Origin of the sequence: Xanthomonas pisi DSM 18956, from assembly GCF_001010415.1 — a bacterium.
In the GTDB taxonomy this organism is placed as follows: Bacteria; Pseudomonadota; Gammaproteobacteria; order Xanthomonadales; family Xanthomonadaceae; genus Xanthomonas; species Xanthomonas pisi.
In genome coordinates this window covers 30489-54484 of the sequence record NZ_JPLE01000045.1, presented here as the reverse complement: position 1 = coordinate 54484, position 23996 = coordinate 30489, and the positions used below count along the sequence as shown (strand labels likewise).

The window sequence follows — 23996 nt, the reverse complement described above, 5'->3', positions numbered from 1 at the left end:
CTGCTGCGCACTTTTCATCTCAAGCCATCGTTTGTGATCAAGAACCGGCACATCGCGCCGCTATCGCAAGCTCAATGGAATCGTCGGATTGCGATAGTGGAGAGTGCGTTGAACGTATTGCGTGGATTGCTGATCTTGTCTCTGGTGTCTGCGATGCCGGCCATGGCTGCCATGGCTGCAGAGCCTGCGCCCTCATCCACTGAAGGTGGCGGCGCGCGCATCCGGATGTTTGGTCAGAATGGCGTTGGCATCGTGCTGTACAAGGATGCGGTGTGCACGGCCAAGTATGGCGAGAAGGTGCGCGCATCCGGCTCGCTGAAGAGCGCTTTCGGGTCGTTGATGGGCTCGGTGAAGAATGAGCCGATCGGCATCCCGGAGACGGAGAATGTACGTCGTCTGGGCGACCGGAAGATGATCGGCTCCAAGCCGTTCTACAAGGAATACGCGATCGAGCCGGGTAAGCCGGTCGTTGTGGAGGCTGGTGCGAGTTCACCGGCACATTGGAATCAGGCGCCTGGATACCACGTTGGCTGGAGCTGCGGCGCACTGCTTGCGTCCACGTTTGTCCCGGAGCCGGGCGCAGATTACGAAGTGGCCCTGAACCTGGATTTTCGCAGTTCGGTGTGCACGTTGGCGGTCAACCGTGTGGACGCCAATGGTCAGGTCAGCCCGGTGGATGTGGCGCCGGTTGCCAAAGACTGCAAGTAACTGCAGCCCATCGTCGCAGCAGAAACAAGACAGGTGCAGCGCAAGCGCTGCACGATTGGTAGTGGCGATTCCCGGATGCTTGATTCAATGCCATCACGCCTGTCATTGCTGGCAGCGAGTATCACCGCGATTGCCTGGGTAACCCCCGCAGCTGTCGCGCATCCTGGTGGATTGAACAAGCAGGGCTGCCACAACGACCGCAAGAACGGTGGCTACCACCGTCACCGCGCCGCCAGTGGCGAAGGAAGACCGGCGGCCGCTGCTGAGCCGCTTGATCCGTCCGCGTGGATGCCATCGACCGGGGCGGTCTTCCGCAAGTGCGCAGAAGCGCGTGCAGCGGGTGCTGCACCGGTGCGGCGTGGCGATCCAGGATACGGCCCGCATCTGGATCGCGATCATGATGGCGTGGGATGCGAGCCGTCGCGTCGGCGCTGATTCACGACACCATCCCGCCAGCGCATCACTGCCACGTGGGGCGCATCCGTGCTGCCAGTGTGGGCCGCGCATCTGTCCTGGATGCGCGGCCCGGTATTGCCGCTCACCAATCCGTCGGCGCGTAATCCTTCAGGAACTGTCCCCACACGTGCTCGCCGGTGTTGAAGCCGTGGATGATCGGGTCGACGATGCGGGCGGCGCCGTCGACGATGTCCAGCGGCGGGTGAAAACGCTCCTGCTGCACCTTGAGTGCGGCGATGTCGGCCGGATCTTCGTCGGTGACCCAACCGGTGTCGACGCTGTTCATGTGGATGCCGTCGTTTTGATAATCGGCCGCCGAGGTGCGCGTCATCATGTTCAGCGCGGCCTTGGCCATGTTGGTATGCGGGTGACGGGTGGTCTTGAAGTTGCGGTAGAACTGGCCCTCCATCGCCGAGACATTGACGATGTGCTTGTCGCGCTCGGGCGTGCGCAGCATCAGCGGCTTGAGGCGTGCGTTGATGATGAACGGCGCGATGGCGTTGACCAGCTGCGTTTCCAGCAACTCGACCGACGGCACTTCGGCCATCAGCAGCCGCCAGGAATTACGACCGCGCAAGTCGACCTGCTGCAGATCCTGATCGAGACGGCCTTCGGGGAACAGGTGCTCCTGCCCGACCAGCTCGTCGTCCAGCAGCGCGACCTGCGACAGCTCGGCGGCGCGGGTGAGGCCATCGGCATCGGCAAGGCCGCGCCCATGCACGGCCGGCAGTGCGGTGGCCGAGGCTTCGCGCAATAGCTCGGGCGTGCGCAGGCCTTCGTAATGGCCAACGAGCTTTTGGACGGTTTGCGGCAGTGCATCCAGCGCGGCGGTTTCGTTGGCCATCATGTGCGCGTAGAACTGCGGCGGGCGGCGCACGGTCTGGCAGGCGTTGTTGATGATGAAATCCAGCCGCTCGCGCGTGGCCAGCAACTGGCTGCAGAACGCCTCCACGCTGGGGGTGTGGCGCAGATCCAGGCCGAATACCTGCAGGCGATGGCCCCACTGCGCAAAATCCGGCTCTTGCGCGTAGCGCGCAGCCGAATCGCGTGGGAAGCGCGTGGTGACAATCAGCTCGGCACCGGCGCGCAACAACTTCAGGCCTGCCTGATAGCCGATCTTGACCCGCCCACCGGTCAGCAACGCCACGCGACCGTGCAGGTCGGCGGTTTCGGTGCGCTTGAAGAAATTCAGCTCGGCGCAGGCCGGGCACATCTGGTCGTAGAAGTGATGCAGCTGGGTGAACTTCTGCTTGCACACGTAGCAATGCCGCAGCTCGGGCGAATGCAGCGGCTCCGGCGTCGCGGACGCGTTCTCGCCGTTATGCGCGTCGTGCAGACCGGCGGCATGCGGCGGGAAAAAGTTTGGCGTGCTGAACACCGGCTTGCGCCGCAGTGCGCGGATGCCGCGCTGCTCGAGCAGGGCCTCGGCCTTGCGCACCTTCTCCTGATGCCGCTCGCGCTCGCGCTGCTTGAGCAACTGCCGCCGTGCCTTGGGTTCGGGGTGATAGACCTTGGCCACCACCTGGTGCAGGCGCACGCGGTCGGCCTCGGGCAGGGTGTCGAGCACGCTGCGGTCGGCCTCGATGGCCTCTAGCAGGTCCAGCGCCGCGCGCAGGCGGTCGGTGAGCGGCAGGTCGTCGTTGGCGGGCAAGGGCGGGGCAGTGGTGTTCAAGGTAGATCCGGAAAGAAGCGGTACAGGGGCGTGGCGGGGACGGCCGGCAGCCGGGAAGTGTGAAGGGCACAGGCAAGAACGGCGGCAGGCTGCCGGCTGGCGGCAAGCGATCGGCCGCAACTCGGGCATTTTCGCCGATTGTGGGGCAGTGGCGCCAATGGATGGGCCGGAGCGTGTACCAGGTGCCCCGGAGCGCTGATGCGTGCGCTCTGCGCGGGCCACTGCCAAAGTCATCTGCTCGCGCCACGCGTCGCTGGGCCGCTTACAAGCGGCTTGCAGGCATTGGGCCTGCCGTAGGCAAAGGTGTCGGTCGCGCTGGTCACTGGCAGGCCAAGCTGCTGCTTGGCTATCCTTCGATCTCGGCTGGGCAGTCGTGCGCGCCGATCAAAGGGGAAAATTGATGAAGACGTTCTTGTTGGCTCTTGGGCTGGCGGGTGGGCTGTGCGCGTGTACGGTGGTATCGCCCGACCCGGGCCAGAAAGCGGTGTTGGTGGATAAGCCGATGCTGTTCGGTAAAGGCGGAATCCGCCTGGACGACGTGCGTGATCCGGGTCGGACCTATGCGTGGTTGACCACCTCCGCCACCTATGTGGATGTGACGCCGCAGACCGTGCAGGTGGCCTTCGACGACTTTTCGTCCAGCGACAATATCCTGCTGGATTTCTCTACGCAGATTCAGTACCGGATCACCGCACCGGCCTTGTTGTTGTCCGGCTTCGGGCAGGATTGGTTCAAGAACAATGTCGCCAGCCAATACGCGTCCATCGTGCGCGACCAGGTCAAGCGCTATGACATGACCAAGATGATGAGCGATCCCGATACCGCCAGAAAAATCGACGATTCGGTGACGCAGAACGTTCGCGCGCTGGTCAAGGAGCAGCGGCTGCCGATCGAGATCCAGAACATCACCTTGGGCCGCGCACGTCCCAACCCGGATGTCCTGCAGCAGATGAACCTGACCGCTGCACAGCAGCAGCGGGTCAAAACGCTCGTCGAGGCCACCACGGCCGAGCGGCAGCGTGAACAGGAGCAGGTCGCCAAGGCCGATGCCGACAATGCGTACCGCAATCGCATGGGGCTGACCCCGGAGCAGTATCTGGCCAGCCAGATCGCCGAACTCAATGCAGAGGCGTGCAAGAAAGCGCAGGCGTGCTACATGGTGCCGTCCGGCACATCCGTGATCGCGCGCTAGCTGGGCGGCCTCACCCGGGAGTGGGTTGCGACCTGATGAGGCAACTGCGCGGCAGGCATGCTCGCGGTGATTGCAGGCCGCTCACGTGCCTTCCAACATGGCTGGGCTACGGTGATTGCCTGTCGTGACTGCAAGGAGACACCATGGGCCTGCTGGTCGATGGCAAGTGGCAAGATCGTTGGTATGACACCGACAAGAGCGAGGGGCGCTTTGAGCGGTCGCAGTCGCAATTTCGTCACTGGGTGACAGCCGATGGCTCTGCCGGGCCGCATGGAGAGGGCGGATTTCAGGCGGCGGCGGGGCGTTATCACCTGTATGTGTCATTGGCGTGCCCGTGGGCGCATCGCACCTTGATCTTTCGCCGCCTCAAGGGCTTGGAGCCGCTGATCGACGTATCGGTCGTGAACTGGTTGATGCGCGACCAGGGCTGGACGTTCGATCCTGGCCCGGGCGTGATCGCCGATCCGCTTCACCACGCCAAGCGGTTGTATGAGGTGTATCTCAACGCCGATCCGCGCTACTCCGGGCGCGTGACCGTGCCGGTGTTGTGGGACCGCGAGCGCAACACGGTGGTGAGCAACGAGTCGGCCGATATCATCCGCATGTTCAATAGCGCCTTCGATGCCGTTGGTGCGGCCGAAGGAGACTTTTATCCCGCTCCGCTGCGTGAGCAGATCGATGCGTTCAATGCGCGTATCTACGACACCGTCAATAATGGCGTTTACAAGGCGGGGTTTGCCACCACGCAGGCGGCCTACGAAGAAGCGGTGGTGCCGCTGTTCGAGACGCTGGATTGGCTGGAGGCGCGCCTGGGCGAGCGCCGTTATCTCTGCGGCGACGTGCTCACCGAGGCAGATTGGCGGCTGTTTACCACGCTGATACGGTTCGACGCGGTATATGTCGGGCACTTCAAATGCAATCTACGAAGGATTGCCGACTATCCGCAGTTGTCCGGCTTTTTGCGCGAGCTCTATCAGATGCCCGGTATCGCAGACACGGTGAATTTTCAGCACATCAAACACCATTACTACCAAAGTCACGCCACCATCAACCCGACCGGTATCGTGCCGATGGGGCCGGTGCTGGAACTGCATGCGCCGCATGGGCGTGGCGGCTGATGTCTCTCCCCGCCGCGCTCAGGCACGCTGCCGCGTGGCCTGCACCAGGCTGCGTGCCTTGTATGCGGGCAGGTGCGATGCGTGCTCAATCATGTGATGGTGGGATCGAACGATAGTGCGCGATCCATGCAGTTCTAAGATGCGGCACTTGGCGGCGTCTTCGCTGCGCCGCACCGCTGGTCGGCACTGCCGGCTCCAGCCATGTGCGCTTGTTTTACCGGCATGCCGGCAGCACCTTCGTCATCAGCGAGCCGATCGACAATTCGTCCGAGACCAGCGGCAACGGCGCCACCGTCGGCTTCACCTGTCGCTCGCCCGAGCAGGTGCAGGTCTTCCACGACGCTGCTGTGGCGGCAGGTGGCGTGCCCATCGAGGGTCCACCGGGCCTGCATGAGAGCCGCATGGGGCCGGTCTGGCTGGCCATCGCATGCTGGTGCCGACGGCATGCGCAACCGCATCGGGCAGCACGATGAAATCGTGCCCCAGTCTGCGTGACCTTCAAGAATGCAGTCTTCTGCCGCTAATGCTCATGGCGCTGTGCAGTCGCGCAGCTTTCCTATACGTGCGTAGCGAGAGAGTTCAAGATGTTCGATCCAAAAAAAATCCTGCTGCTGTCCTTGTTGTTGCTTGCTCCATTCGCTGTGGCAGCGAAAGAGGTGATCAACGCCAAAATTCCTATCGACGTCAGGATCAATCCATTGCTGATCTTGGCTGACTACGACCTGGGCGCGTGTTCGATCCCGAAACCGGGCGAAAAGGATCGTCGTAATCCGGACAATCCATATTATCAACGGTGTATGAATTTCCCTTTGATTTTGGCTGAGCAGCTCAGAGAGCGCGGCTTTGATGTGAAGCTCGAGTCGTTCAAACCTTCCGAGCCTATGACAAGAGATGATTACTGGGCTGCACGTCAAAGCTGGAGGGCCGAACAGGAGAAGCAACACCCGGATCGCTACGTTCTTACCTATGGCGGCCTCTTGGAGGATATGACGAACTCCCTGGCGCTTCTCATGCTGCAGTCTCCGGTCGACAACGGTGGAATCGCACTGGGCAGTATCCGGTTGGACCAAAAGTACTGGACGTCCATCAACAACCGAAAGCTGATGGTTCCTCTTCCTCAGGTAACGATGATTGTCGTCAATACGCTGGAGGCGCGCTGTCCATCAGTTGGTCTGTGGAGCGGCTGTAGTGAACGGACTGTCTTGATGGAATCGTCAAAATAACGATTGCGCCTGGAAGCGAAGATGCGGTTCGCCTCAGGTAAATGGGTTTTTTGAAAGGCACGCTTCCATCACACCAGCGCTTTGCCCCTTGGAATTGCCGATAGAACACAGCGCATCGTCGTCAGCTGGGTGCGGACGGCGCACAGGACCTGGAGTGCGCGCGTGGGACATGCCGATTCCGAGCACTGGCCGCGCCCGCCTGGCGGTGAGCGCAATCGTGTTGTTGGCCGCTCCTAGGCGATGAGAGTGCGTGCGGAGGCTTGCAGTCTAGAGCGGGAGCGGCCATCAATTGCGGCAGCAGGGGAGAGCCGGGCAGTTCGGAGCCAGCCTTGGTTCTTCAATCATGCTGATTTGATCAATCAAAACAGGGCGCGCGATTGCTTGATGGCACTCAGCATGTCCAGCCTGCCTGTCAGGCGAAGCTCGGCCGCTGTGATCCATGACAGCCTACCGCCTTGCCGCATCGCGCACGATGAGTGTCGCCACACCCACCGCGATGGCGTCTTCGACGACACCGGTGCCGGTTTGGCCATAGCGCTCGATCGCACGCATGCGCGCATTGAAGGTGAGATAGGCCGCGGCAACCGCGGTGGTGGCACCGAGCAATGCGGCGATGCCGCGTTGTTAGCGCGGTGCCAACGCCGTGCCGACGATGACGCCGGTGGCGATGCGGGCAATCATGCCGGGCAACACGATGCGGTCGGGTGCGGTTTTCATCTTGTCGCCGGCCAGCTCGCCACCGGCAAGCGCCAACATGCCGGCCGATGCGAGTGGATTGGCAAGCAACGCCGGCGCGCCATTGTCGGCGGGAAGCTTGCCGGTGCGTGCCGCATTGGCCACCGCGGCCAGGGGAGTCATCGAGCGCATGCCGGCAACGGCGCTCATCAAAATGGAATGGATCAATGCCATGTGCACCTCTGCATGTGCGCAACCAGCGCAGGCGGGATGCGCTGCGCGGCACGCTGTCGTGCCGTGCACACTAGGTCCTGACATGTGTGGAACTTGGCAAGACGATGTGCAGGCCACGCAGCGGTCGCGGCCCACCGGTGGCGCCGCGGATGGAGGGCAGCGGCAAGCGATGACGCGCGCATCGGCAGCACGCTGCGATGCGCGCGCCCGTCAGTGCCTGGCGAACTGACCCCTGCGCCAGGCCAGCCAGACCAGCGTGAGGCCGACTGCCAGGCAGACCAGCATGCCGGGTAGCGATGCCTCCGGGCCGAATGCGCCCCCGGTGAGCCAGTCCGGCATCGTGGCGTTGAGCGTGCTGCGCGCGATCGCCGGGCCCATTGCCATGCCCGAGACGGCGGCACCGAACAGATAGCCCTGGGTGAAGTTCCAGGCGATATGCGCACCGATCGACATCCACAGACGGCCGGTAAGCGCGTAGAAGGCGCCCAGCATGACCCCGGCTTCCAGTGCGATGCAGATCGCCGCAAAGACCGTGGCATTCGGGTTGCCCAGATGGCTGAAGCCGAACACCGCCGATGACACCGCAAACGCGCTCCACGGGCCAAATGCACGCCACACCAGACGCAAAAGCACCGCACGCATCATCAGCTCTTCCACGACACCGGCTTGCAGTGCCTTACGCAGCGGCGTCAACGCCGATGCCGGACCGCTCCACTGGATGTCGTACAGGCCGAACAGCGCCATGATGCCCATCACCACCGAAAACATCGCGGCACCTGCCAACAGGCCGATGGTCAACTGCGGCAGCAAGGCACGTAGCGCAATCTCCGACGGCGTGCGCTTTTCGGCCAGGCGCACTGCCAATGTGTAGATGCAAAGCGCCACCAGCGCCCCGAACAGGCTGACGGCGAACTGCACCGGCGCATCGGTTTTTGGCTAGAACCCGCCCAGAAACCGTGTCAGCACGCCGGTGGGGACGGCGACCAGGAAGAACAGGACGATCGCCCAGCCGCATGCGCGTAGCCAGCGCAGCCGCCCGGGGCGCAAGACACCGGCATCACCCAGCGCGATGGGATGCGGGGCCAGTGTTCCTGCCGATACCGCGACCGTGCCGGTGGATTGCGTCGTTGCATGCATATGCGACTCCTTGTAGATGCTTCGGCTATGGCGTGGGCGTGCTGGAAAGTGCGGTCGCTGCCGCACAAATGCGGGTTGCAAAGGAGCGCTGGTTCAACGCGGCGATGGCTTCTGCAAGCACTGCCGACAGCGGCACCGACAGCTCCATATCCAGCTGTGCGGCTGCTGCAGTGGTTGCTGCCCACTGACGCTGCAAGGCTGGAATCATCTGCTTCGTTCTGGCGCTGAGCACCACGATGCGCTCGCGTGCATCTGCACCGGGTTTGAGCGCGACCAGACGGTGCTTGGCCATCTGCGCCACGGTCTGGCTGGCAGCGGAGTGGGTGATGCCGATCTGCTGCGCCAGTACCTTGATGGATGTCGGGCCAAGCCGCATGAGCACCGCAGCACGGGCGTATAGCGCGGTCGCCAGGCAAGGCCGGATGCGGCGTAGACCGCCTCCAGGTCGCCGTCGAGCAGCTCGATCAGATGCCGGACCAGGGTGCCGAGGGTCGCGGATGGGGAGCTCATGGACCAAATGCATAAGCGCTGTTGTGATTGCGCGATGTGCCGGAAGTAGGGGCCTCAGCCGGCGCAGACGAAAGGTGCTGCTTCACCGGCGTCGCCGCGTGGTAGCGCGGGGTGAGGTGGTCGGACGTGCTGCGTAGGCGACTGCGCTGTGCACCGGAGAGCGCGGTGGTGGAGAGGTCCGGGCGCAGTTGCATGTGATAGCGCTCCACCTCGAACCCGGCACCTGGCAGTGTCGGCGCTGCGGCCATCAGCGAAGACGATGCGAGTGCCAGTAGCGCAGTCAGGACCCTGTGTGCAGCCAGTCCCTACTGTTTCACTGCGCACTCCTATCGGGAGCCTTTATCCCGAGCAAGACCTTCAAGCCGTGGGTGGTGCCGCGTGGCCCGATGGTCAGGTGGTCCTCGTCATTGAGGACTTCCAGCGCGAGATGCAACGATCGATAGTGTCGCGCGCGCAGTGCCTGCGCCATGTTCTGTGCGTCGACGACCATGTCGTGATTCTGGTGATAGCGCACCTGCTCGTACTCGCCGACGTACATGTACACCTGTGCCGGCAGGTCGGTATGCGAGGCGGCAAAGGTTGTCTCCTGCGCCACCATCGCGTGCTCGCCATACCAGTACGAGGGGCTGCCCAGGATGTAGCCGGCGAACATCTCCGGTGTGCTCAACAGGATCTGCGTGCCCAGCAGGCCGCCGTACGAATGCCCCAGATACAGGCGCCGCTGTTCGTCGGTTCGGTAACGGTTGGCAACGAACGGCAGCACGCGATCGCGTAGGTAACGGATGTAGTCTGCTCCCTTGCCATGGGTGGCAACCGGTGCTGCGGTTGGGCCATCCTCCGGGGTGGGCGTGTAATCGCGCCTGCGGCTCGGCATGGGCTCGTCGCCGACTGCGTAGGACAGCCCAACCAGAATGAAATCCTCGATGGCCGGCCCTTCGCCGTTCAAGCGACGCGCAATCTGCTTGACCAGTGGAAACGCATAGTCGCCATCGGTGGCATACAACACCGGGTAACGGCGCTGCGGATTGTCTGCATAGCCGCGTGGCAGCGCCACGAAGACCTGGTAGGTGCGACCTGTCGCCGGATCGGGCACATCCCAGACCTGCGTATCGGCCAGTTCATACGGTTGGCCATCGCCACGCTGGCTACCAGGCGCGAGAGTGGGCGTCCGCGCTGTGGGCGCCGGTATCGCTGTGGCAGCCGGTGTTGGCGCTGGCGGTGGTGTCTTGCCGCAGCCAATCAGCAGCAACATTCCCAATCCTGCCGATAACAACTTGTTCAATACAGCCTCCTGCATGTGGGGGAGCGTGGTGCCGTCGCAGCGGTGCAGACCAGCGCTGGCCGCAGATGCATAGCGAGCCGCGCGTGCCGGTTCTGTTGCGTTGGGTGCGTGCTGACATCGACGATGTCAGTCAAGCGGGAACATCCGATTGGCCTGGCAACGCACACACGGGGCGCTGCCAGGTTCTCGACGCTCGAAGAACCAAGCGCCCGTGGAATCATCGAAAGCCTGCGAGTACACGTGCTCAGTTCAGACGACCAACCACGCGCAACGCCGCTGCCTTGGCCATGTCGTTCGGATTGGTACCGGGCAGGCCCTGCGGCACGGCCATGCCCTTGCTGCGATAGAACTCGATCCAGTAGGGCGATACCTGACCGGTCTGCAGGTTCCTGAAGTTCATCGGTTGCAGCGCAAACACGTGATGTGCGCGGAAGGCGCGCTCGATGAAGTCCGAGCAGTAATAGCTGTTGTCGTCCTGCACGTAGGTCTGATTGTACGGTTTGCCGAGCATGCGGCGCGCCTGCGCAATGGCATCGGAGATGGCAGCGCGATGCTCGGGGGTGAGCCGGTATGCGACGATCTGCCGGTGCTTGGCGGTGGCGTCATCGATGAACGCCTGCAAGGGCTGCTCGCGGGAGCCGTGTTCGTCTGCGTGCAGCACCACCTGCGTATCGCCGGCATGCGCCACCAGCGCGACATGGTCGAAGCTGAGCTCGCCCTGTGTGGCGGTCGCGTCGTCGATGGCGCCGCTCAGGCCGGTGCGTGCCGCGGTGACGAACAGCAGGTCGCCATCGTGCACCCTCAGTGCACGCGCGGTGCCGGGCAATAAGGCGATCAGCAGCAACAACAGCAGGGCAATGCGCATGGTCTGAGCTTTCAGGACGACAGTGCCGGCATTATCGCCGGGATGCATGCCCGCTGCGCCGGGCAGCGGGCCGCTCGAGTGCTTGCAGCGCCACGCATCGACGTCGTCGACCTGTAAACTGCCGCTGCCAGCGGGCGTCGCCGCCGCCATCGCGTCGCGGCAATCCTTGGTGTCCACTGGAGTGTTGCATGCGTTCTGCTGCTGGGTTGTCGCCGATGGGTCGGCTGTTTGCGGTTGCCGCCTTGATCGAAGGCGTGACCTGGGCCGGGCTGCTGCTCGGCATGGTGCTCAAATACGGCACACAGACCACCGAAGTGGTGGTGTGGCTGTTCGGTCGGTTGCACGGCGGTGCATTCCTCTTCTACGTGGTGGTGAGCGTGCTCGCCGCGCTGCGGCTGCGCTGGCCGTGGTGGGCCTGGGCGCTGAGCCTGCTGGCTGCGCTGCCGCCGTTGGTGACGGTGCCATTGGAAATGTGGTTCCGGCGTATCGGCTTGCTTGGCCAGCGGCCGCCGTCGGCAGCTTGAGGCGTCGCATGCGGATCGCCCGCTTGCTGCGCGGATCGCAGTAGGTTCGGTGCGCGCCGCGCGAGCCAATGTGCGTGCAGTTTCTGCGTTGCGATCACGTGCGGGGATCGCGTGCGCGTAGACGCGGCGGCGGTCGTTTGCCACCATGCGCCCCACAAGGACAGATCGTAGGGGGCGAGATGCGTTGTTGGACAATGGGCGTGTTGAGTGTGCTGGTTTGGGGAGTTGCGGGCCCGGGAGTCGCGCAGGGCGCGCCGGAAACCGTGGATCTGGCGCCGTATCTGAAGAGCGATCAGTTCGAGCGGATCAAGATTTCGCCGTCCGGTGCATATTTCGCGCTGACCATGCCGCTGGAAGATCGCACCGTGCTGGGCATCGTGCGGCGCGAGGGCAAGATAGCCACGGCCAAGGTCACCGGCGGCGTCAACACCGTGGTGGACGATTTCTGGTGGGCCAGCGATGAGCGCATCGTGGTGTCGATGGCGCAGCGGCTGGGCTCGCGCGACGAGCCGGTGGCGATCGGGCAACTGCATGCCATCGATGCCGACGGCAAGAATGGCCGTCTGCTGGCCAGCCCGTACGGCACCAATCCGGACATCAACGGCGCACAGTTGAAGATGGACCTGGACCCGGCCACCTACATGCTGGATACCTTGCCGGGCGACGCGCGCAACATCCTGGTGTCGGCAGTTCCGTTCGTGGGCGATCCCAACGTCCGCATCGACAAGCTGGACATCCAGACCGGTCGGCGCACGACCGTGGCCACCTCGCCGGTACGTCGGGCGGGGTTTGTGACCGACCAGCAGGGGCGTATCCGCTTTGCCAACGGCCTGGACATCAGCAACGTCAGCAAGCTCTATTACCGCGACAACGACGACGCGCCCTGGCGGCTGATCAACGATGCGGCCATCAGCAAGCAGCGCGAGTTTCCGCTGGGTTTCTCGGCCGATGGCAGCCGCGCCTATCTGCAGGTGGAGCAGGCGGCCGGCACCGACGTGCTGGTGGCGTGGGACCCGGCAACCAGCAAGGCGACACCGCTGTTGCGCGACGATACCGTGGACCCGTACCGCATCCTGCGCGATCTGGACGGCACCACGCCGATCGGTGCGTCGTACATGAGCGATCGCGTGCGCAACCGCTTCTTCGATGAAACATCGCCTACTGCCAGGTTGTATCGCAGCCTGGAAAAAGCCTTCGACGGCAACGCGGTCTATATCACCTCGGCCACCAGCGATCGCCGCCTGGTGCTGGTCTATGTGTGGAGCGATCGCAACAACGGGGATTACTATCTGTTCGACACGGTCAGCAAGAAGGCCGATCGGGTGTTCAGCCGCAGAGAGTGGTTTGCGCCCGATGGAGTTCCGGCGACCCGGCAGGTGAGTTTCCAGGCGCGCGATGGCCTGGTGCTGCATGGCTACCTGACCCAGCCCTTGCAGGCGCAAGCCGGCAAGCCGCAACCGTTGATCGTGATGCCGCATGGCGGCCCGTTCGGGATCTTCGACAAGTGGGAGTTCGATGACGACACCCAGTTGCTGGCGGCAGCCGGTTACGCAGTGCTGCGCGTCAACTACCGTGGCTCGGCCAATTACGGCCATGCATTTACCCAGGCCGGGGCCAGGGAGTGGGGTGGACGCATGCAGGACGATGTCACCGATGCCACGCGGTGGGCCATCGCCGAAGGCATTGCCGACGCATCGCGGGTGTGCATCTATGGCGCCAGCTACGGCGGATATGCGGCACTGATGGGGGTGGCCAAGGAGCCTGCGCTGTATCGCTGCGCGGCCGGTTATGTGGGCGTCTACGACCTGGAGATGATGGCGCGCGATACCGGGCGCTCCGCGCGCTGGGCCAAGAACTGGACGGTCGATTGGCTGGGCGCACGCGACACCTTGGCTGCGCGCTCGCCGGTGACCCTGGCACCACAGATCAAGGTGCCGGTGTTTCTGGCGGCCGGCGGCAAGGACGAGCGCGCGCCGATCGAACATACCAAGGCCATGGAGCGCGCGTTGAAGGGTGCTGGCGTTCCGGTGGAGTCGCTGTACTTTCCCAACGAGGGCCACGGCTTCTACACCGAAGCGCATCGGCGCGAGTATTACACGCGCTTGCTGGCGTTCCTGAGCAAGCAGCTTGGCGGTAGCACGGCCAAGTGAGCCGTGCTTGCCGCACGCAGCAGGGCGATCGGCGTCATCCAGGCCTGAGGCCTTGCCTTACAGGATGTTCTTCGCCTTCGCTGCGTTGAGCCACATGGGAAACTCTTCCATCAGCAGATCGTAGAGTTTCTCTTCGGGCACCTGGTCAAGCCGATCCAGTGCAAAGAAATTGCAGTTGTCCACCACACGGCCGCGCATGTCATCGAGCTTCTCCAGGATGCCGTAGCCACGGCCACCCAAGCCGACAAACTGCCAGAAAATCGGCAGTGCAGCGGCTTCCTTCATCAGCTGGGTGATTTCGCGATCCTGATGCACGCCGCCGTCACTGATGAACAGGATGTAGACCGGAGTGCGGTCCTTGGATTGCTTGTAGTAGTCGATCACCATGCGCATGGCCTTGGGCTCATCGTTGATGCGCGGGCCCAGTGACCATTTTTTCCAGCCACCGCAATCGCGCTCGATATAGCCCGGAAAGTTATGCAGCGTCACAGGTGACAGCTGGCATGGAGTTGCGCCGAATGCCCAGCAATCCAGTGCGCCGTCGTCATCGAAATGGACTGCCAGCGGGATGAGGCGATCGACAACCTGTTGAACATGGCCGCGGCTGTATTGGGCGCTCATCGACCCGGACGCATCCAGGACCAATCCGACCCGTGCCTTCACGTCGGTCAGCCTGGCTTTTTCCAGGCTGATCTGTGCCTTTTTCGCCAGGCTGACCAACTGCGGCGCCACATCGCCCACCCGCTTTTCCAGCGAGACTTTCGCTGCCGGCGTCGGCGCCGGCGCGGCTGAGGGTGGCGCTGCGGGCGCTGTCGGCGGCTCGGAGACCTCACCGCCAAAGTGGACCACCAGCGCATCCAGCCCGGCATTGAAACCCTGCAGGTTGGCGACGATGCGCCACTGATCCTTGCTGCGGTAAATATCGGCCACCATGATGGCCTTTTCGTCGGCAAAGCTTGTGCCGCCGAAGCTGCAACGTGCAGCTTCCTGTCCGCCGGCCTGGAGACTGAAATGGCTGGCGTCGATGTCGCGCATGACACCCGGGCCGTCGATGGAGGCGGTGAAGACCAGGCGATCGATCGTCGCCGGTAGGCTTGCCAGGGACAGCTCGAAGCGCCCGTCCGCACTCTGGCGGACACTGCCGCATGGGCTGCTGGGCTGATTGAAGAACACCATGTAACGGTCGTCGGAGAGCTTGCCGGCCGCGTCGAGACCGAAGCACACGTAATCGATGGTGCGGTTGGAGGCGATCTGGGTGACGAAGTCGAACCTGGGCTGCTGGATCAGCGTCGACAGTGGGACGCGTTGACCTTGCGACAACTGCATTTCAGTTCCTTTGAAGTTCGTTGGCCGAGTAGATTACAAGTTAAGCCTGCACCGAAACAGCGGAATCCCGACGGACGCCTGCGTTCCCCACACCGCAGGCCTCGTATCTGCGGATGGTGTTTGAGGAAGTGGCGCATGGCCGCCGGACAGGGCCGGAGAGACGCGCACGGACGTCTTGAGCCGCCTGCAGATCGTGTCGTGCGCTGGGAATGCGCTCTGCGGCTTTCTGCGGCAGAGCGCCTGTGTGCTGCGTTTCCCTCAGTTCTTGGGCATCGGCTTCATCTGGTACTGCGCCGGCGGGGTGGCGCCGAGCAGGTACTGCACGAAATAGTCCCAGCGGCGGCGGGTGACGTACGGGGTGAGATCGCCGTAGCCGTGCTTGGCGTTGGGCAGCATCAGCATGTCGAAGTCCTTGTTGGCCTTGATCAACGCATCGGCCACCAGCAGGGTGAGGTACGGCGGTACGTTGTCGTCCAGGGTGCCGTGCACCAGCATCAGCCGGCCCTTGAGCTTGCTGGCGTGGTTGGCGTTGGCCTGGTCGTCGTAGTTGGAGGTGCCGTCCTTGTTGACGATGTGGTCGCCGTGGTACTTCTCCGCCCAGTCGTCTTCGTAGCCGCGGTTGTCGTGGTTGCCGCTTTCCGACCACGCCACCTTGAAGAAATCGGGGTAGCGCAGCATCGCGCCGGTGGAGGCGTTGCCGCCGCCGGAATGGCCCCAGATGCCGACGCGGTCCAGATCGATCCAGGGGTAGCGCTGCCCCAGTTCCTTCAGTCCGGCGACCTGGTCGGGCAAGGTGTTGTCGCCCATGTTGGCGTACCAGGTGTCGTGGAAGCTCTTGGAGCGCCACGGCGTGCCCATGCCATCGATGGCGACCACGATGAAGCCCAGCTCCGCCAGCGATTGATTGTCGCCATGGCCGGCGAGGAAACTGCGGCCACGGACCGAGCCGGTCTGCGGGCCGGGGTAGACGTAATCGATGACCGGATACTTGCGCGTCGGATCGAAGTTGCTGGGCTTGAACATCAACCCATAGAGCGTGGTCTTGCCATCGCGCGCCTTGACCGTGATCGGCTCCGGCGGCACCCAGCCGGCGGCCTTGAGGCGAGTGATATCGGCGGTGGCGATCGTGCTGACAGTGCGGCCATCGCCGGCCTCGCGCAGCAACGTGACCGGTGGCGTGACCGAGGTGGAATAGGTGTCGACAAAACGCGCGCCATCGGGCGACAGCGCAACGCTGTGATCGGCGACTTCAGGCGTGAGCAACACCGGCGCCCCGCCATCCAGGCTCACCTTCCACAACTGCTGGTAATACGGGTCCACCCCTGGCGAACGGCCTACCGCCATGAACCATGCGGTGCGTGTCGCCGGATCCACGCGCAACAGCTCGGTGACGTTGCCGTCGCCCGTGGTGATGGCATGTTTGGGTTTGCCGGTACGCAGGTCGTAGAGATACAGCTGGCCCCAATCGCTGCGTTCGGAAAACCACACTGCCTCGTCGCTGGCCGGCAGATACGCCCAGTTGGCGGCGACCTGGCCGCTTTCGTAATAGGTCTTGGCGGTTTCGTCGAAGGCGGTGCGCACGTCGCCGGTGGCGACATCGGCAATGCGCAACCAGGCCTGCTTGTGGAAGCGCGAGGTGGAGACGAAGGCCAGCGTCTTGCCGTCCGGCGCCCACTTCACATCGTCCCACAGGCCCGGCGAGCAGCTCACGTCATCGCACAGGGTGGAGCGGTGCTGGTCGGGCGGCAGTTTCAGCCGCAGCACGCTGCGCGTAGGTACGTCGATGACCACGCGCTCGATCATGGTCACGTCCTTGTCGCCGGCCAGCGGGTATTTCCACGACTGCAGTTCCGGATGCCCGAGCTTGGTGCTGACCAGGTACATGTCGCCGGTCTTGCGCTGGTCCTGCTGGAAAGTGGCGATCTTGCGCGAGTCCGGCGACCAGGCCACGATGGCGTTGTCGCTGTGCTGCCAGCCGGCGTTGTCGGTGGCGTAGCCGAAGTTTTCCACGCCGTCGCGGGTGAGCTGGGTCTCCTGGCCGCTGGCAAGATCGCGCACCCACAGGTTCCAGTTGCGGATGAAGGCTTCGCTGCGCTTGTCCGGCGACAGCACGCCCGGCTCGGCCTTGTCCTTTGCATACAGCTTGCTGCAACGCGCACGCGCATCGCAGACCACGGCAGTGTCGCGCACGTTGAGGCGGTAGCGGCCATCGGCGGTGCGCTTGACCGCCGGCGCGAAGGTGTCGGCCTTGAGCGGCTTGTCGCCGGTCTTGAGCAGCGTGTTGAGCGAGGCGACCAATGCGGACTGCTTGAAGATCGGCGCGCTCTTGCCGGTGGCGGTGTCCAGCTGCAACAGCTGGTTGCCCTTGGCATCGTGGTCGACATAGACCACGTGGGTGGCGTCCAGCCAGTCGATGCGGGTGGCCTGGTGATCGACCAGCGGTTGCGCCAGATAGCTGGTGAGGCGCTCGGCGCGGGCGTAGTCGGCCTCGGTGACGGCAGGCGCCTGCGCGCTGGCGAGTGCCGGCAGGGTGGCCAGGGCGATGGCGACGAACAGCTGCCGCAACGGCAAGGAGGTGGGCATGAAAGACTCTCCGGGACGAAAGGAGCGCGCACTACGGTCGGCGCGACCGTCCGATGCTACCGGCCATGAGGGCCGGGTGCCTCTGCCAGAAGTCGTGCTCGCGCCATTGTCGACCGGGGCGGACCGCACGCGTTTCGGCGGCCGACGCGGGGCGGGCCTGTGGTGGAGCGGTTGCCGAGCGCATCGCCGCAGCGTGACCGAAGAGGTTCGTCGATCGCGATGCCCATCTAGGCAGATCACACCCGTGGACCGCAGGCGCGCCGGTGATCGGCCAGCCACTGACTGCGGGAATGTCCCGGCATGAACTCCGCTTCTCGGCGTCCACACAGGGCCATGCGGCACGATCTGGGTTTGCTGCACGCACGCAACGTTGACTGGAGGCCGTCTGATGTCATGGTTCCGCCGCTTGGCACTGTCCCCCTTTATCAAGGCGCACCCGCCGCGCAAGACGCAGCCTGCCCCGGCGGACCTGATTGCCGCCTATGCGCCGGTGCTGCCTGCCAGCCTGCTTGAACTCTGGCGCCAAAAAGGACTGGGGCACTATGGCGACATGCAACTCGCGCTGATCGACCCCCGGCAATGGCAACCGGTGCTGGATCGCTGGATCGTCTCGCCACCTGACGCGGTACGGCGTATTCCGATCGCGCTCACCCCTTTCGGCGCAGTGGTGTACTACCGCAAGCTCACTCCCACCGACGAAGACGTGGCCTATCTGGACCCGGTCTCGAAAGCGACTGGCGATCTGACCTGGAACCTGGACGACTTCTTCAATCAGTACCTGTGCGACGCCGCATCCTGCGATCGCCTGATTCCATCCGACCTGCTTGCCGCCGCCCGCAAAGCGTGCGGCCCGCTCGCGGCGGGCGAGGTCTACGAGATCGATCAGATGATGTTTTCGATGCAGATGTTGCGGGTCGACAAGGTCGATGCGTTGGCGCTGCACACCCGGCTTCGCGATGCTGTCGACGGCCCTGCAACCGTTGCCGATGCAGCGACGACCAATGGTGAGGCACTACCCGCAGCGCAGCGCTCCATGTTCGAGGGCCTCTTCAACGCGCCACAGTCCGGCAACGACCTGCACGGCGTGTACCTTTCGTCGTATATCGATTGGCATCGCATGCTGGCGCTCGAGCCCAACGGCCAGTATCGCCTGCTGTTTTGGAAAATCGATCATCGCAGCCTTGCACGCACCGATGTGCGTGCGTATGCGGGCCGCTACGAGGTAACGCAGACCGAGATTGGCGACGAACAGGTGACGCTCGATATTCGGTTGCGCAGCGACTCCAGTGGTAGCGATGCCAACGATGCGCAGCTGGTGGTCATGCGCTCGGGTACCGACATGTTTCTGCTGCGCGTCGACGAGCTGGCAGACATGGCAACGGCCATGGATGGATCGAAAACGCTGGGTCGCAGCGAGTACTACTTTCGCAAGGTGGGGTTGGGCGATGCATTTGTCGAGGAGCCCTCCGGTGGACGCGCTGCGCCCCCGCTTGCCGATCTTCCACGCGCGTTACAGCAACGGGTGACTGCCGAAGCGATCATCGCCACCATCACCCATGTGGACGACGTCGACCCGGATGCTGAAGACGACGGCGCCGGCACCGTCATGTGCACATTGGACCGAGGCCAGGACGATGGGCTGCGCATGAACATGCCGCTGCGCTCGCCGCCAGACACCGGGCGCGCCCTGTATGGCTGGGTCTGGGAGATGCACCCTGCCGCGTGTCGGGTCGGCATCAACTATCAACGCGGCAGCGATGGCAAGGTGGAACATGGCCCTGTTGTCGGCGATGTGTTGACCAGTCGCCTGAGCGGGGAATGAGATGGCGATGCGCAGCGCAGGCAATGCTCGCAGCGCGGCAAGCCAGTCGCTTACTTGCCCATGCAGCGCTTCCAGCGCTCGTTCACGCGTTGCGCGAACCAGGCGGTGGTGAGGGTGCGGGTGATCTTGGGGCTTTCCAGCGTGATGCCGGGCAGCACCGCGCGCGGCAGCGGCTTGCCGGCACTACGCTCGGCCAGCGCGAAGACCTGGCGATACAGCGCGGTGTCTTCGAAATCGGCAGAGTTGCCGGCTTCCAGGGCGCGGCGTAGCTGCCGGTCGCTCATCGCCAGCTGGCTGCCCAGGGCGCGTGCGGCGCGTTCGGTGCCGCCGGGCGCATCCAGGCTGGCACCCGGTGTCAGCAGGTCGCCGTCCAGGGTCAGCGCGATGCCGCTGGCCTTGCTCAGCGCGGCCTGGAAGGCGGCATTGCGGCTGGCGTACCAACCGGCATTGAAATCGGCGAAGCGATACAGCAGCGCGTCGTAGCTGGCGGGGTAACCCAGCAGATGGGTGGTGCCGAACCACAGCCCGCCGCGGCGGCTGAACACCTCGTGGCGGATCGAGCTGTCGGGCGGATACGGATAGCGCGCGGCATGCTGTTCGGCAAAGGCGATGCTCACCTGCATCGGCCCGGCGGTGTGCACCGGGTTGAGTCCGTCGAACAGGCGCGCACCCAGCGGCACGCTGCCGGTGAAGTCTTCGAAGATGCGGCTCAGTTCCTGCTCGGTGCGCGCCGCGGCGATACGGGCGGCGTAGCTGCGGCCATCCGGCGAGGGGATGCGCAGGGCGGCATCGACCATGAAGGCCGGGATGTGGTGCGCGCTGGCGCGGCGGTCGATCTCTGCGCGCGAGATCTTGCCCAGGTTGGGCACCGCGGGATTGGCCTGGTAGGTCGATTCCTGCTCGGTCACCGCCAGCACGGCACAGATGTGATCGGCGCTGGTGTCCAATGCCTGCGACGACAGCGCGACGTAGACATCGTTGGCCCAGCCCGCGCGGTCTGGCAGGCTGGCCGGCAGGCGCCGTGCGATATCGGCCTTGGCCGCCTCCGGCGAGCGCTGCGGCGCGCGCGGCGCCTGGGTGGCGCAGGCCGACAGCAGCGCGACGGCCATCAGGGTGAGCAGGCGGTGCAGGGACAAGGTCACGGCGTCTCCAGACGATCGGGGGCGGCAGCTGCCGTGCCGAAGTTTACGTGGCTGCGCCGTGGCGTCTGTCATGGGCTGTCGCGCAAGGCAGGTTTGCGCCGCGCGCATCGCGATCGTGGCGATACGGCGGTGGCCTGGCCCTGGCGCCCGATGCGCCGCTGCGCTCGGTGCTGCGGCAAGCCCGCATCGATCAACCGCACATGACCGGCCTCCGCTACACGCCACGCAGCACCGGAGAGCACGGCGACACGGGCAAGCGTCGTCCACCGCAGCTCCGCAAAGCCGCCGCGTCCAGGGCGTCGAAGGCCTGCTGCCCCGCATGCAGACAGCCCGGCGCGCCCAACCGCTTCATCCACCCGATTCAAGACTTGCGCATTCCGGCCGATAACGGGCTCGACCATGAAAGCGTGTCAGGGCCTCGGCCGTTTCCGCAGGTCATCCTTGCAGCCGTCTGCCATCGAGCGCGCGCATTGCCGCGCAGCTCGCGCGATTCCACCGCTGTCCGACCACGGGAGTGCCTTCAGATGCCGCAGCAAACAGCCAGTCCCGGCCAGGTCAGGTGCAGTGCGGTGGCAAGCGTGTGCATGCGGTGTGGCCCTCCCGCGCAGTGAGGGGGCGCTGAGCATGCCTGCGATCGCCTGGCGCCGCCTGCTCGCTGCCTGCCTGTTGCTGTTGGTGAGCGCTACGGCCTGGGCGCAGCCGCAGCCCTGGAAGACCATCGAGTCGGCCACGCTCGACGACCCGATGCAGGCGTTGCGGATCGCCCAGCATGCGTTGCAACAGGCCCGCGCCGATGGCGACCGCGATGCGCAGTTCTGGGCGCTGCTGGCGCAGGCGCGCGTGCTGATCTCGCTGGAAGACAGCGATGCGCGCCAGGCCGCGCTCACCCAGGCCCACGGCCTGCTGGACCAGCTGCATGGCAATGCGGCGCAGGCGCGGCTATGGCTGGACATCGTGCAGGCGCTCAGCGACGTGCGCGAAAATCCCAATCGCAGCATGGTGGCGCGGCTGAACGGCCTGCGTCAGCAGGCGCGCGCGCTGGGGCGCAGCGATCTGTTGTGCGAGATCGAAGCGGTCGACATGTGGAGCATGCTGGCCTCCGGTAGCAGCGACGAGGCCTGGAGTGCAGCGCAGACCAGTTACCAATGCGCCGCGCGCGAACACCTGTTGGGCCTGGAGCTGGATGGCCTGACCCAGCTGGGGTCGCTGGCCAGCCGCGTCGCAGGCCGGGTGGTCGACGACAACGATGCCCAGGATTACCTGCAACGCGCCCTGGCGCGGCTGCACGGCCAACCGGCACGCTTTCAGCGCAGCCTGATCGAATACGAATACGGCAGCGCGCTGGCACTGCAGCAACCGTCCGCCGCATTGCTGCACTTCCGGCGCGCGCTGGCGCTCAGCCGCGCGCTGGGCGATCAGGCCGGCGTGGCCGCAGCGCTGACCAGCACCAGCGAAGCCTTGATCAAGACCGGCGATGCGGCCGCAGCGCTGGCCATGGCGCGCGAGGCGCTGCCCTTGATGCAGGCGCAGGGAAACATCGGCCGGGTGGCCGCCTGCCACGCGATCCTGTTGCAGGCCTTGACCGCACTGAAATCGCCCAGCCTCGGCAGCGCGATCGTCGCAGCGGAGGCGGCCGACGACCCGAACCTGAGCTTGAGCGGGCGTGCGGAGCTGGTCGATGCCATCGCCCAGGCGTTGGCGGTGGAAGGGCGCCATGCCGAGGCCTACCAGCAGCTGCAGCGCGCCAACGCGCTGCGCGCGCAGAACCTGGACCGCCAGCGCGATACGGTGATGCTGCGGCTGCAGGCGCGCTATGAAGACGCCCGGCGCGAAGCGGAAAACGCCGAGTTGCGCCGTCGCAGCGAGACCGCGCAGCTTGCGCTGGAGGCACGCGAAGCCGGCCAGCGCGCCTTGTGGATCGCGCTCTGCGCCGCCTGCCTGCTGCTGGTGGGTGCGCTGATCGTGCTGGCATTTGTCGCACGCCATCGCCGGCAACTCTCGCGGCTGGCCATGCGCGACGAACTCACCGGCCTGCCCAACCGCCGCGCCATTCGCGCCGAGGCGCAGCAACAGATCGACCATGCCTTGCGCACCCAGACGCCCTGCATGCTGGCCTTGATCGACCTGGATCACTTCAAGCTGATCAACGATGTGCACGGCCATGCCAGTGGCGATGCGGTGCTCAAGGCGCTGGCCAGTGCCTCGCTGCTGGCGTTGCGCGCGCACGATCGCCTGGGCCGACTGGGCGGCGAGGAATTCCTGCTGGTGCTGCCGGGCTGCAGTGCGGACGAAATTCCGGCGGTGTTTGCCCGGTTGCGCAATGCGGTGGCGGCGATCGAGATCCCCGGCTTGCCCGCACAGCGGCCGGTGCGCTTCTGCCTGGGCGCGGTGAGCGTGACCCCGGCGGCAGGACTGGACGTGCTGTTGAGCCAGGCCGATCTGGCGCTGTACGCCGCCAAGACGGCAGGGCGCGATCAATGGGCGGTGTGCTGAGCCCGTGACATGCGACGGGCAGCGTGTGACTGGCGCTGCAGGCGCGATGCGCTCGGTGCGTGCTGCACGCGGCCGGCGTTCGTGCCCGACGGTCTGCGCATCACTCCACCGACCGGGACCGGCCCGTTGCCACGTCGTTCGCCCGCAGAGGCAAGCATGGCCTGCGCGGGCGAACGATGGCCGCAGGTGTTACTGGCGGGCTTCCTGCAGCGGAATCTTGTGCTCGGTGGAATACGCGCGCTGGGCGGTATTCAAGGCTTCCATGTCGGTGTTGAGCTGGTTGGAGACCGATTCCAGATCCTTGGCCAATGGCTCCAGTTCGGCGTTGGTGTAGCCGTCGGGCAAGGAGGCGACGCGTTCCAGCGCGGCCATCATCGTATCGGCGCTCTTGAGATAGGCCGACAGTTTGGTGTCCAGGTCCTTGGCGTTGTCCGGCACGCCCGAGGCCATCGCGGTATTGGCCTGCGTATTGGCCGCCAATGCCTTGCGCTGGCTGCCCAGCGCAGTCTTGTAGCCGCCCAGCGGTTTGTGCGCGACGGCATCGGCGATCAGGTTCTGCCCGCGCTCGCCCGACACCCACGGGTCGATGATGGTCACGGCGCCGTTCCAGACCGACACGTTGTGCAGCAGGTAATCGCTGGAAGACAGCTTGGATGCGCCGGACGTGACGCCGCCTCCGCACGCCGGGAGCAACAGGCTGAGGGAGACCAGCAACAGGGTGGTGAACGTCTTCAAAGTGAGATCCTTGATACAACGCGGTTGCCATCGAGTGGCAAACCCGCAGGAACTCAAGGAAGCGTCCGGACATCGGCATCGCGTTGTGCAGGCCATCTTCCTTGAGACGAATGCAGCGTGAAGCCTTCCTCGCACGCAGTTGCGTACGC

19 protein-coding genes, 1 other RNA gene and 2 pseudogenes are annotated in these 23996 nt (G+C 64.7%); 10 read left to right on the top strand and 12 right to left on the bottom strand.

Annotated features, from left to right (window positions below; translation table 11 throughout):
* Window positions 1–153: 153 nt before the first annotated feature.
* Both Y887_RS11795 and Y887_RS21470 read left to right on the top strand, forming a co-directional pair.
* Window positions 154–708 carry a hypothetical protein gene (locus Y887_RS11795; protein ID WP_245879493.1) on the top strand — a complete coding sequence of 185 codons (555 nt, stop codon included), beginning with the start codon at window positions 154–156 and terminating at the stop codon, window positions 706–708.
* A gap of 75 nt (window positions 709–783) precedes the next feature.
* Window positions 784–1143 (top strand): excalibur calcium-binding domain-containing protein, encoded by a 360-nt coding sequence (locus Y887_RS21470; RefSeq protein WP_342749445.1) that lies wholly within the window; start codon window positions 784–786, stop codon window positions 1141–1143.
* A 103-nt stretch (window positions 1144–1246) separates the two neighbouring features.
* Here Y887_RS21470 and Y887_RS11790 read toward each other — a convergent pair whose 3' ends face one another.
* Entirely contained in the window at window positions 1247–2836 is a 1590-nt protein-coding gene (locus Y887_RS11790) for an SDR family NAD(P)-dependent oxidoreductase (protein ID WP_046964510.1), read from the bottom strand.
* A gap of 412 nt (window positions 2837–3248) precedes the next feature.
* On the opposite strand from Y887_RS11790, the gene Y887_RS11785 reads away from it, so the two are divergent.
* The 4 genes and pseudogenes from Y887_RS11785 to Y887_RS11770 all read left to right on the top strand — a co-directional run bounded on the left by Y887_RS11785 (window position 3249) and on the right by Y887_RS11770 (window position 6369).
* Window positions 3249–4028, top strand: a complete 780-nt coding sequence (locus Y887_RS11785) for an SPFH domain-containing protein (RefSeq protein WP_046964522.1) — start codon at window positions 3249–3251, stop codon at window positions 4026–4028.
* 143 nt (window positions 4029–4171) lie between these two features.
* Window positions 4172–5146: a glutathione S-transferase family protein gene (locus tag Y887_RS11780; RefSeq protein ID WP_046964509.1), complete on the top strand. Its 975-nt coding sequence runs from the start codon at window positions 4172–4174 to the stop codon at window positions 5144–5146.
* 81 nt (window positions 5147–5227) lie between these two features.
* Window positions 5228–5619, top strand: a pseudogene (locus tag Y887_RS11775) (VOC family protein).
* 111 nt (window positions 5620–5730) lie between these two features.
* The gene (locus tag Y887_RS11770; protein ID WP_046964508.1) at window positions 5731–6369 is read left to right on the top strand and encodes a hypothetical protein; all 639 of its coding nucleotides are present in this window, start codon (window positions 5731–5733) and stop codon (window positions 6367–6369) included.
* A 95-nt stretch (window positions 6370–6464) separates the two neighbouring features.
* Here the strand turns inward: Y887_RS11770 and Y887_RS19055 are convergent.
* The 7 genes and pseudogenes from Y887_RS19055 to Y887_RS11740 all read right to left on the bottom strand — a co-directional run bounded on the left by Y887_RS19055 (window position 6465) and on the right by Y887_RS11740 (window position 11087).
* A non-coding RNA gene (locus Y887_RS19055) (sX9 sRNA) lies at window positions 6465–6540 on the bottom strand.
* Between the two features lie 276 nt (window positions 6541–6816).
* Window positions 6817–7278, bottom strand: a pseudogene (locus Y887_RS11765) (DUF4126 family protein).
* Between the two features lie 210 nt (window positions 7279–7488).
* On the bottom strand, window positions 7489–8196 hold the full coding sequence (locus Y887_RS11760; protein ID WP_245879483.1) for a CPBP family intramembrane glutamic endopeptidase: 708 nt from the start codon (window positions 8194–8196) through the stop codon (window positions 7489–7491).
* 18 nt (window positions 8197–8214) lie between these two features.
* On the bottom strand, window positions 8215–8415 hold the full coding sequence (locus tag Y887_RS21335; protein WP_245879482.1) for a hypothetical protein: 201 nt from the start codon (window positions 8413–8415) through the stop codon (window positions 8215–8217).
* A 25-nt stretch (window positions 8416–8440) separates the two neighbouring features.
* The gene (locus Y887_RS11755) at window positions 8441–8797 is read right to left on the bottom strand and encodes a MarR family transcriptional regulator (protein WP_502362100.1); all 357 of its coding nucleotides are present in this window, start codon (window positions 8795–8797) and stop codon (window positions 8441–8443) included.
* A 441-nt stretch (window positions 8798–9238) separates the two neighbouring features.
* Window positions 9239–10177: an alpha/beta hydrolase gene (locus tag Y887_RS11745; RefSeq protein WP_046964506.1), complete on the bottom strand. Its 939-nt coding sequence runs from the start codon at window positions 10175–10177 to the stop codon at window positions 9239–9241.
* Between the two features lie 274 nt (window positions 10178–10451).
* A complete protein-coding gene (locus Y887_RS11740) occupies window positions 10452–11087 on the bottom strand; it encodes a YiiX/YebB-like N1pC/P60 family cysteine hydrolase (RefSeq protein ID WP_046964521.1) in 636 nt (211 codons plus the stop codon).
* A gap of 173 nt (window positions 11088–11260) precedes the next feature.
* Here Y887_RS11740 and Y887_RS11735 point away from each other — a divergent pair, with 173 nt between their 5' ends.
* A complete protein-coding gene (locus tag Y887_RS11735; RefSeq protein WP_084726014.1) occupies window positions 11261–11596 on the top strand; it encodes a DUF3817 domain-containing protein in 336 nt (111 codons plus the stop codon).
* Window positions 11597–11790: 194 nt separating this feature from the next.
* On the top strand, window positions 11791–13746 hold the full coding sequence (locus Y887_RS11730) for an alpha/beta hydrolase family protein (RefSeq protein ID WP_046964504.1): 1956 nt from the start codon (window positions 11791–11793) through the stop codon (window positions 13744–13746).
* Window positions 13747–13803: 57 nt separating this feature from the next.
* Here Y887_RS11730 and Y887_RS11725 read toward each other — a convergent pair whose 3' ends face one another.
* Complete coding sequence (locus Y887_RS11725) at window positions 13804–15072, bottom strand: VWA domain-containing protein (RefSeq protein ID WP_046964503.1); 1269 nt, start codon at window positions 15070–15072, stop codon at window positions 13804–13806.
* Between the two features lie 258 nt (window positions 15073–15330).
* On the bottom strand, window positions 15331–17655 hold the full coding sequence (locus Y887_RS11720; RefSeq protein ID WP_046964502.1) for a S9 family peptidase: 2325 nt from the start codon (window positions 17653–17655) through the stop codon (window positions 15331–15333).
* 388 nt (window positions 17656–18043) lie between these two features.
* Here Y887_RS11720 and Y887_RS11715 point away from each other — a divergent pair, with 388 nt between their 5' ends.
* Window positions 18044–19477 (top strand): GAD-like domain-containing protein, encoded by a 1434-nt coding sequence (locus Y887_RS11715; protein ID WP_046964501.1) that lies wholly within the window; start codon window positions 18044–18046, stop codon window positions 19475–19477.
* Window positions 19478–19527: 50 nt separating this feature from the next.
* Here the strand turns inward: Y887_RS11715 and Y887_RS11710 are convergent, their stop codons facing one another.
* Complete coding sequence (locus Y887_RS11710; RefSeq protein ID WP_181113348.1) at window positions 19528–20586, bottom strand: DUF1615 domain-containing protein; 1059 nt, start codon at window positions 20584–20586, stop codon at window positions 19528–19530.
* Window positions 20587–21243: 657 nt separating this feature from the next.
* On the opposite strand from Y887_RS11710, the gene Y887_RS11705 reads away from it, so the two are divergent.
* Window positions 21244–23112 carry a diguanylate cyclase domain-containing protein gene (locus Y887_RS11705; protein WP_425445644.1) on the top strand — a complete coding sequence of 623 codons (1869 nt, stop codon included), beginning with the start codon at window positions 21244–21246 and terminating at the stop codon, window positions 23110–23112.
* A 189-nt stretch (window positions 23113–23301) separates the two neighbouring features.
* On the opposite strand, the gene Y887_RS11700 is transcribed toward Y887_RS11705, so the two are convergent.
* On the bottom strand, window positions 23302–23847 hold the full coding sequence (locus Y887_RS11700; protein ID WP_046964499.1) for a hypothetical protein: 546 nt from the start codon (window positions 23845–23847) through the stop codon (window positions 23302–23304).
* Window positions 23848–23996: the final 149 nt, after the last annotated feature.

Coding starts and splice junctions, on each gene's coding strand:
- Y887_RS11795 (WP_245879493.1), top strand. CDS start 154: ATGCCGGCCATGGCTGCCATGGCTGCAGAGCCTGCGCCCTCATCCACT.
- Y887_RS21470 (WP_342749445.1), top strand. CDS start 784: ATGCTTGATTCAATGCCATCACGCCTGTCATTGCTGGCAGCGAGTATC.
- Y887_RS11780 (WP_046964509.1), top strand. CDS start 4,172: ATGGGCCTGCTGGTCGATGGCAAGTGGCAAGATCGTTGGTATGACACC.
- Y887_RS11770 (WP_046964508.1), top strand. CDS start 5,731: ATGTTCGATCCAAAAAAAATCCTGCTGCTGTCCTTGTTGTTGCTTGCT.
- Y887_RS21335 (WP_245879482.1), bottom strand. CDS start 8,415: ATGCATGCAACGACGCAATCCACCGGCACGGTCGCGGTATCGGCAGGA.
- Y887_RS11745 (WP_046964506.1), bottom strand. CDS start 10,177: ATGTTGCTGCTGATTGGCTGCGGCAAGACACCACCGCCAGCGCCAACA.
- Y887_RS11735 (WP_084726014.1), top strand. CDS start 11,261: ATGCGTTCTGCTGCTGGGTTGTCGCCGATGGGTCGGCTGTTTGCGGTT.
- Y887_RS11730 (WP_046964504.1), top strand. CDS start 11,791: ATGGGCGTGTTGAGTGTGCTGGTTTGGGGAGTTGCGGGCCCGGGAGTC.
- Y887_RS11725 (WP_046964503.1), bottom strand. CDS start 15,072: ATGCAGTTGTCGCAAGGTCAACGCGTCCCACTGTCGACGCTGATCCAG.
- Y887_RS11720 (WP_046964502.1), bottom strand. CDS start 17,655: ATGCCCACCTCCTTGCCGTTGCGGCAGCTGTTCGTCGCCATCGCCCTG.
- Y887_RS11715 (WP_046964501.1), top strand. CDS start 18,044: ATGTCATGGTTCCGCCGCTTGGCACTGTCCCCCTTTATCAAGGCGCAC.
- Y887_RS11710 (WP_181113348.1), bottom strand. CDS start 20,586: ATGGCCGTCGCGCTGCTGTCGGCCTGCGCCACCCAGGCGCCGCGCGCG.
- Y887_RS11705 (WP_425445644.1), top strand. CDS start 21,244: ATGCCTGCGATCGCCTGGCGCCGCCTGCTCGCTGCCTGCCTGTTGCTG.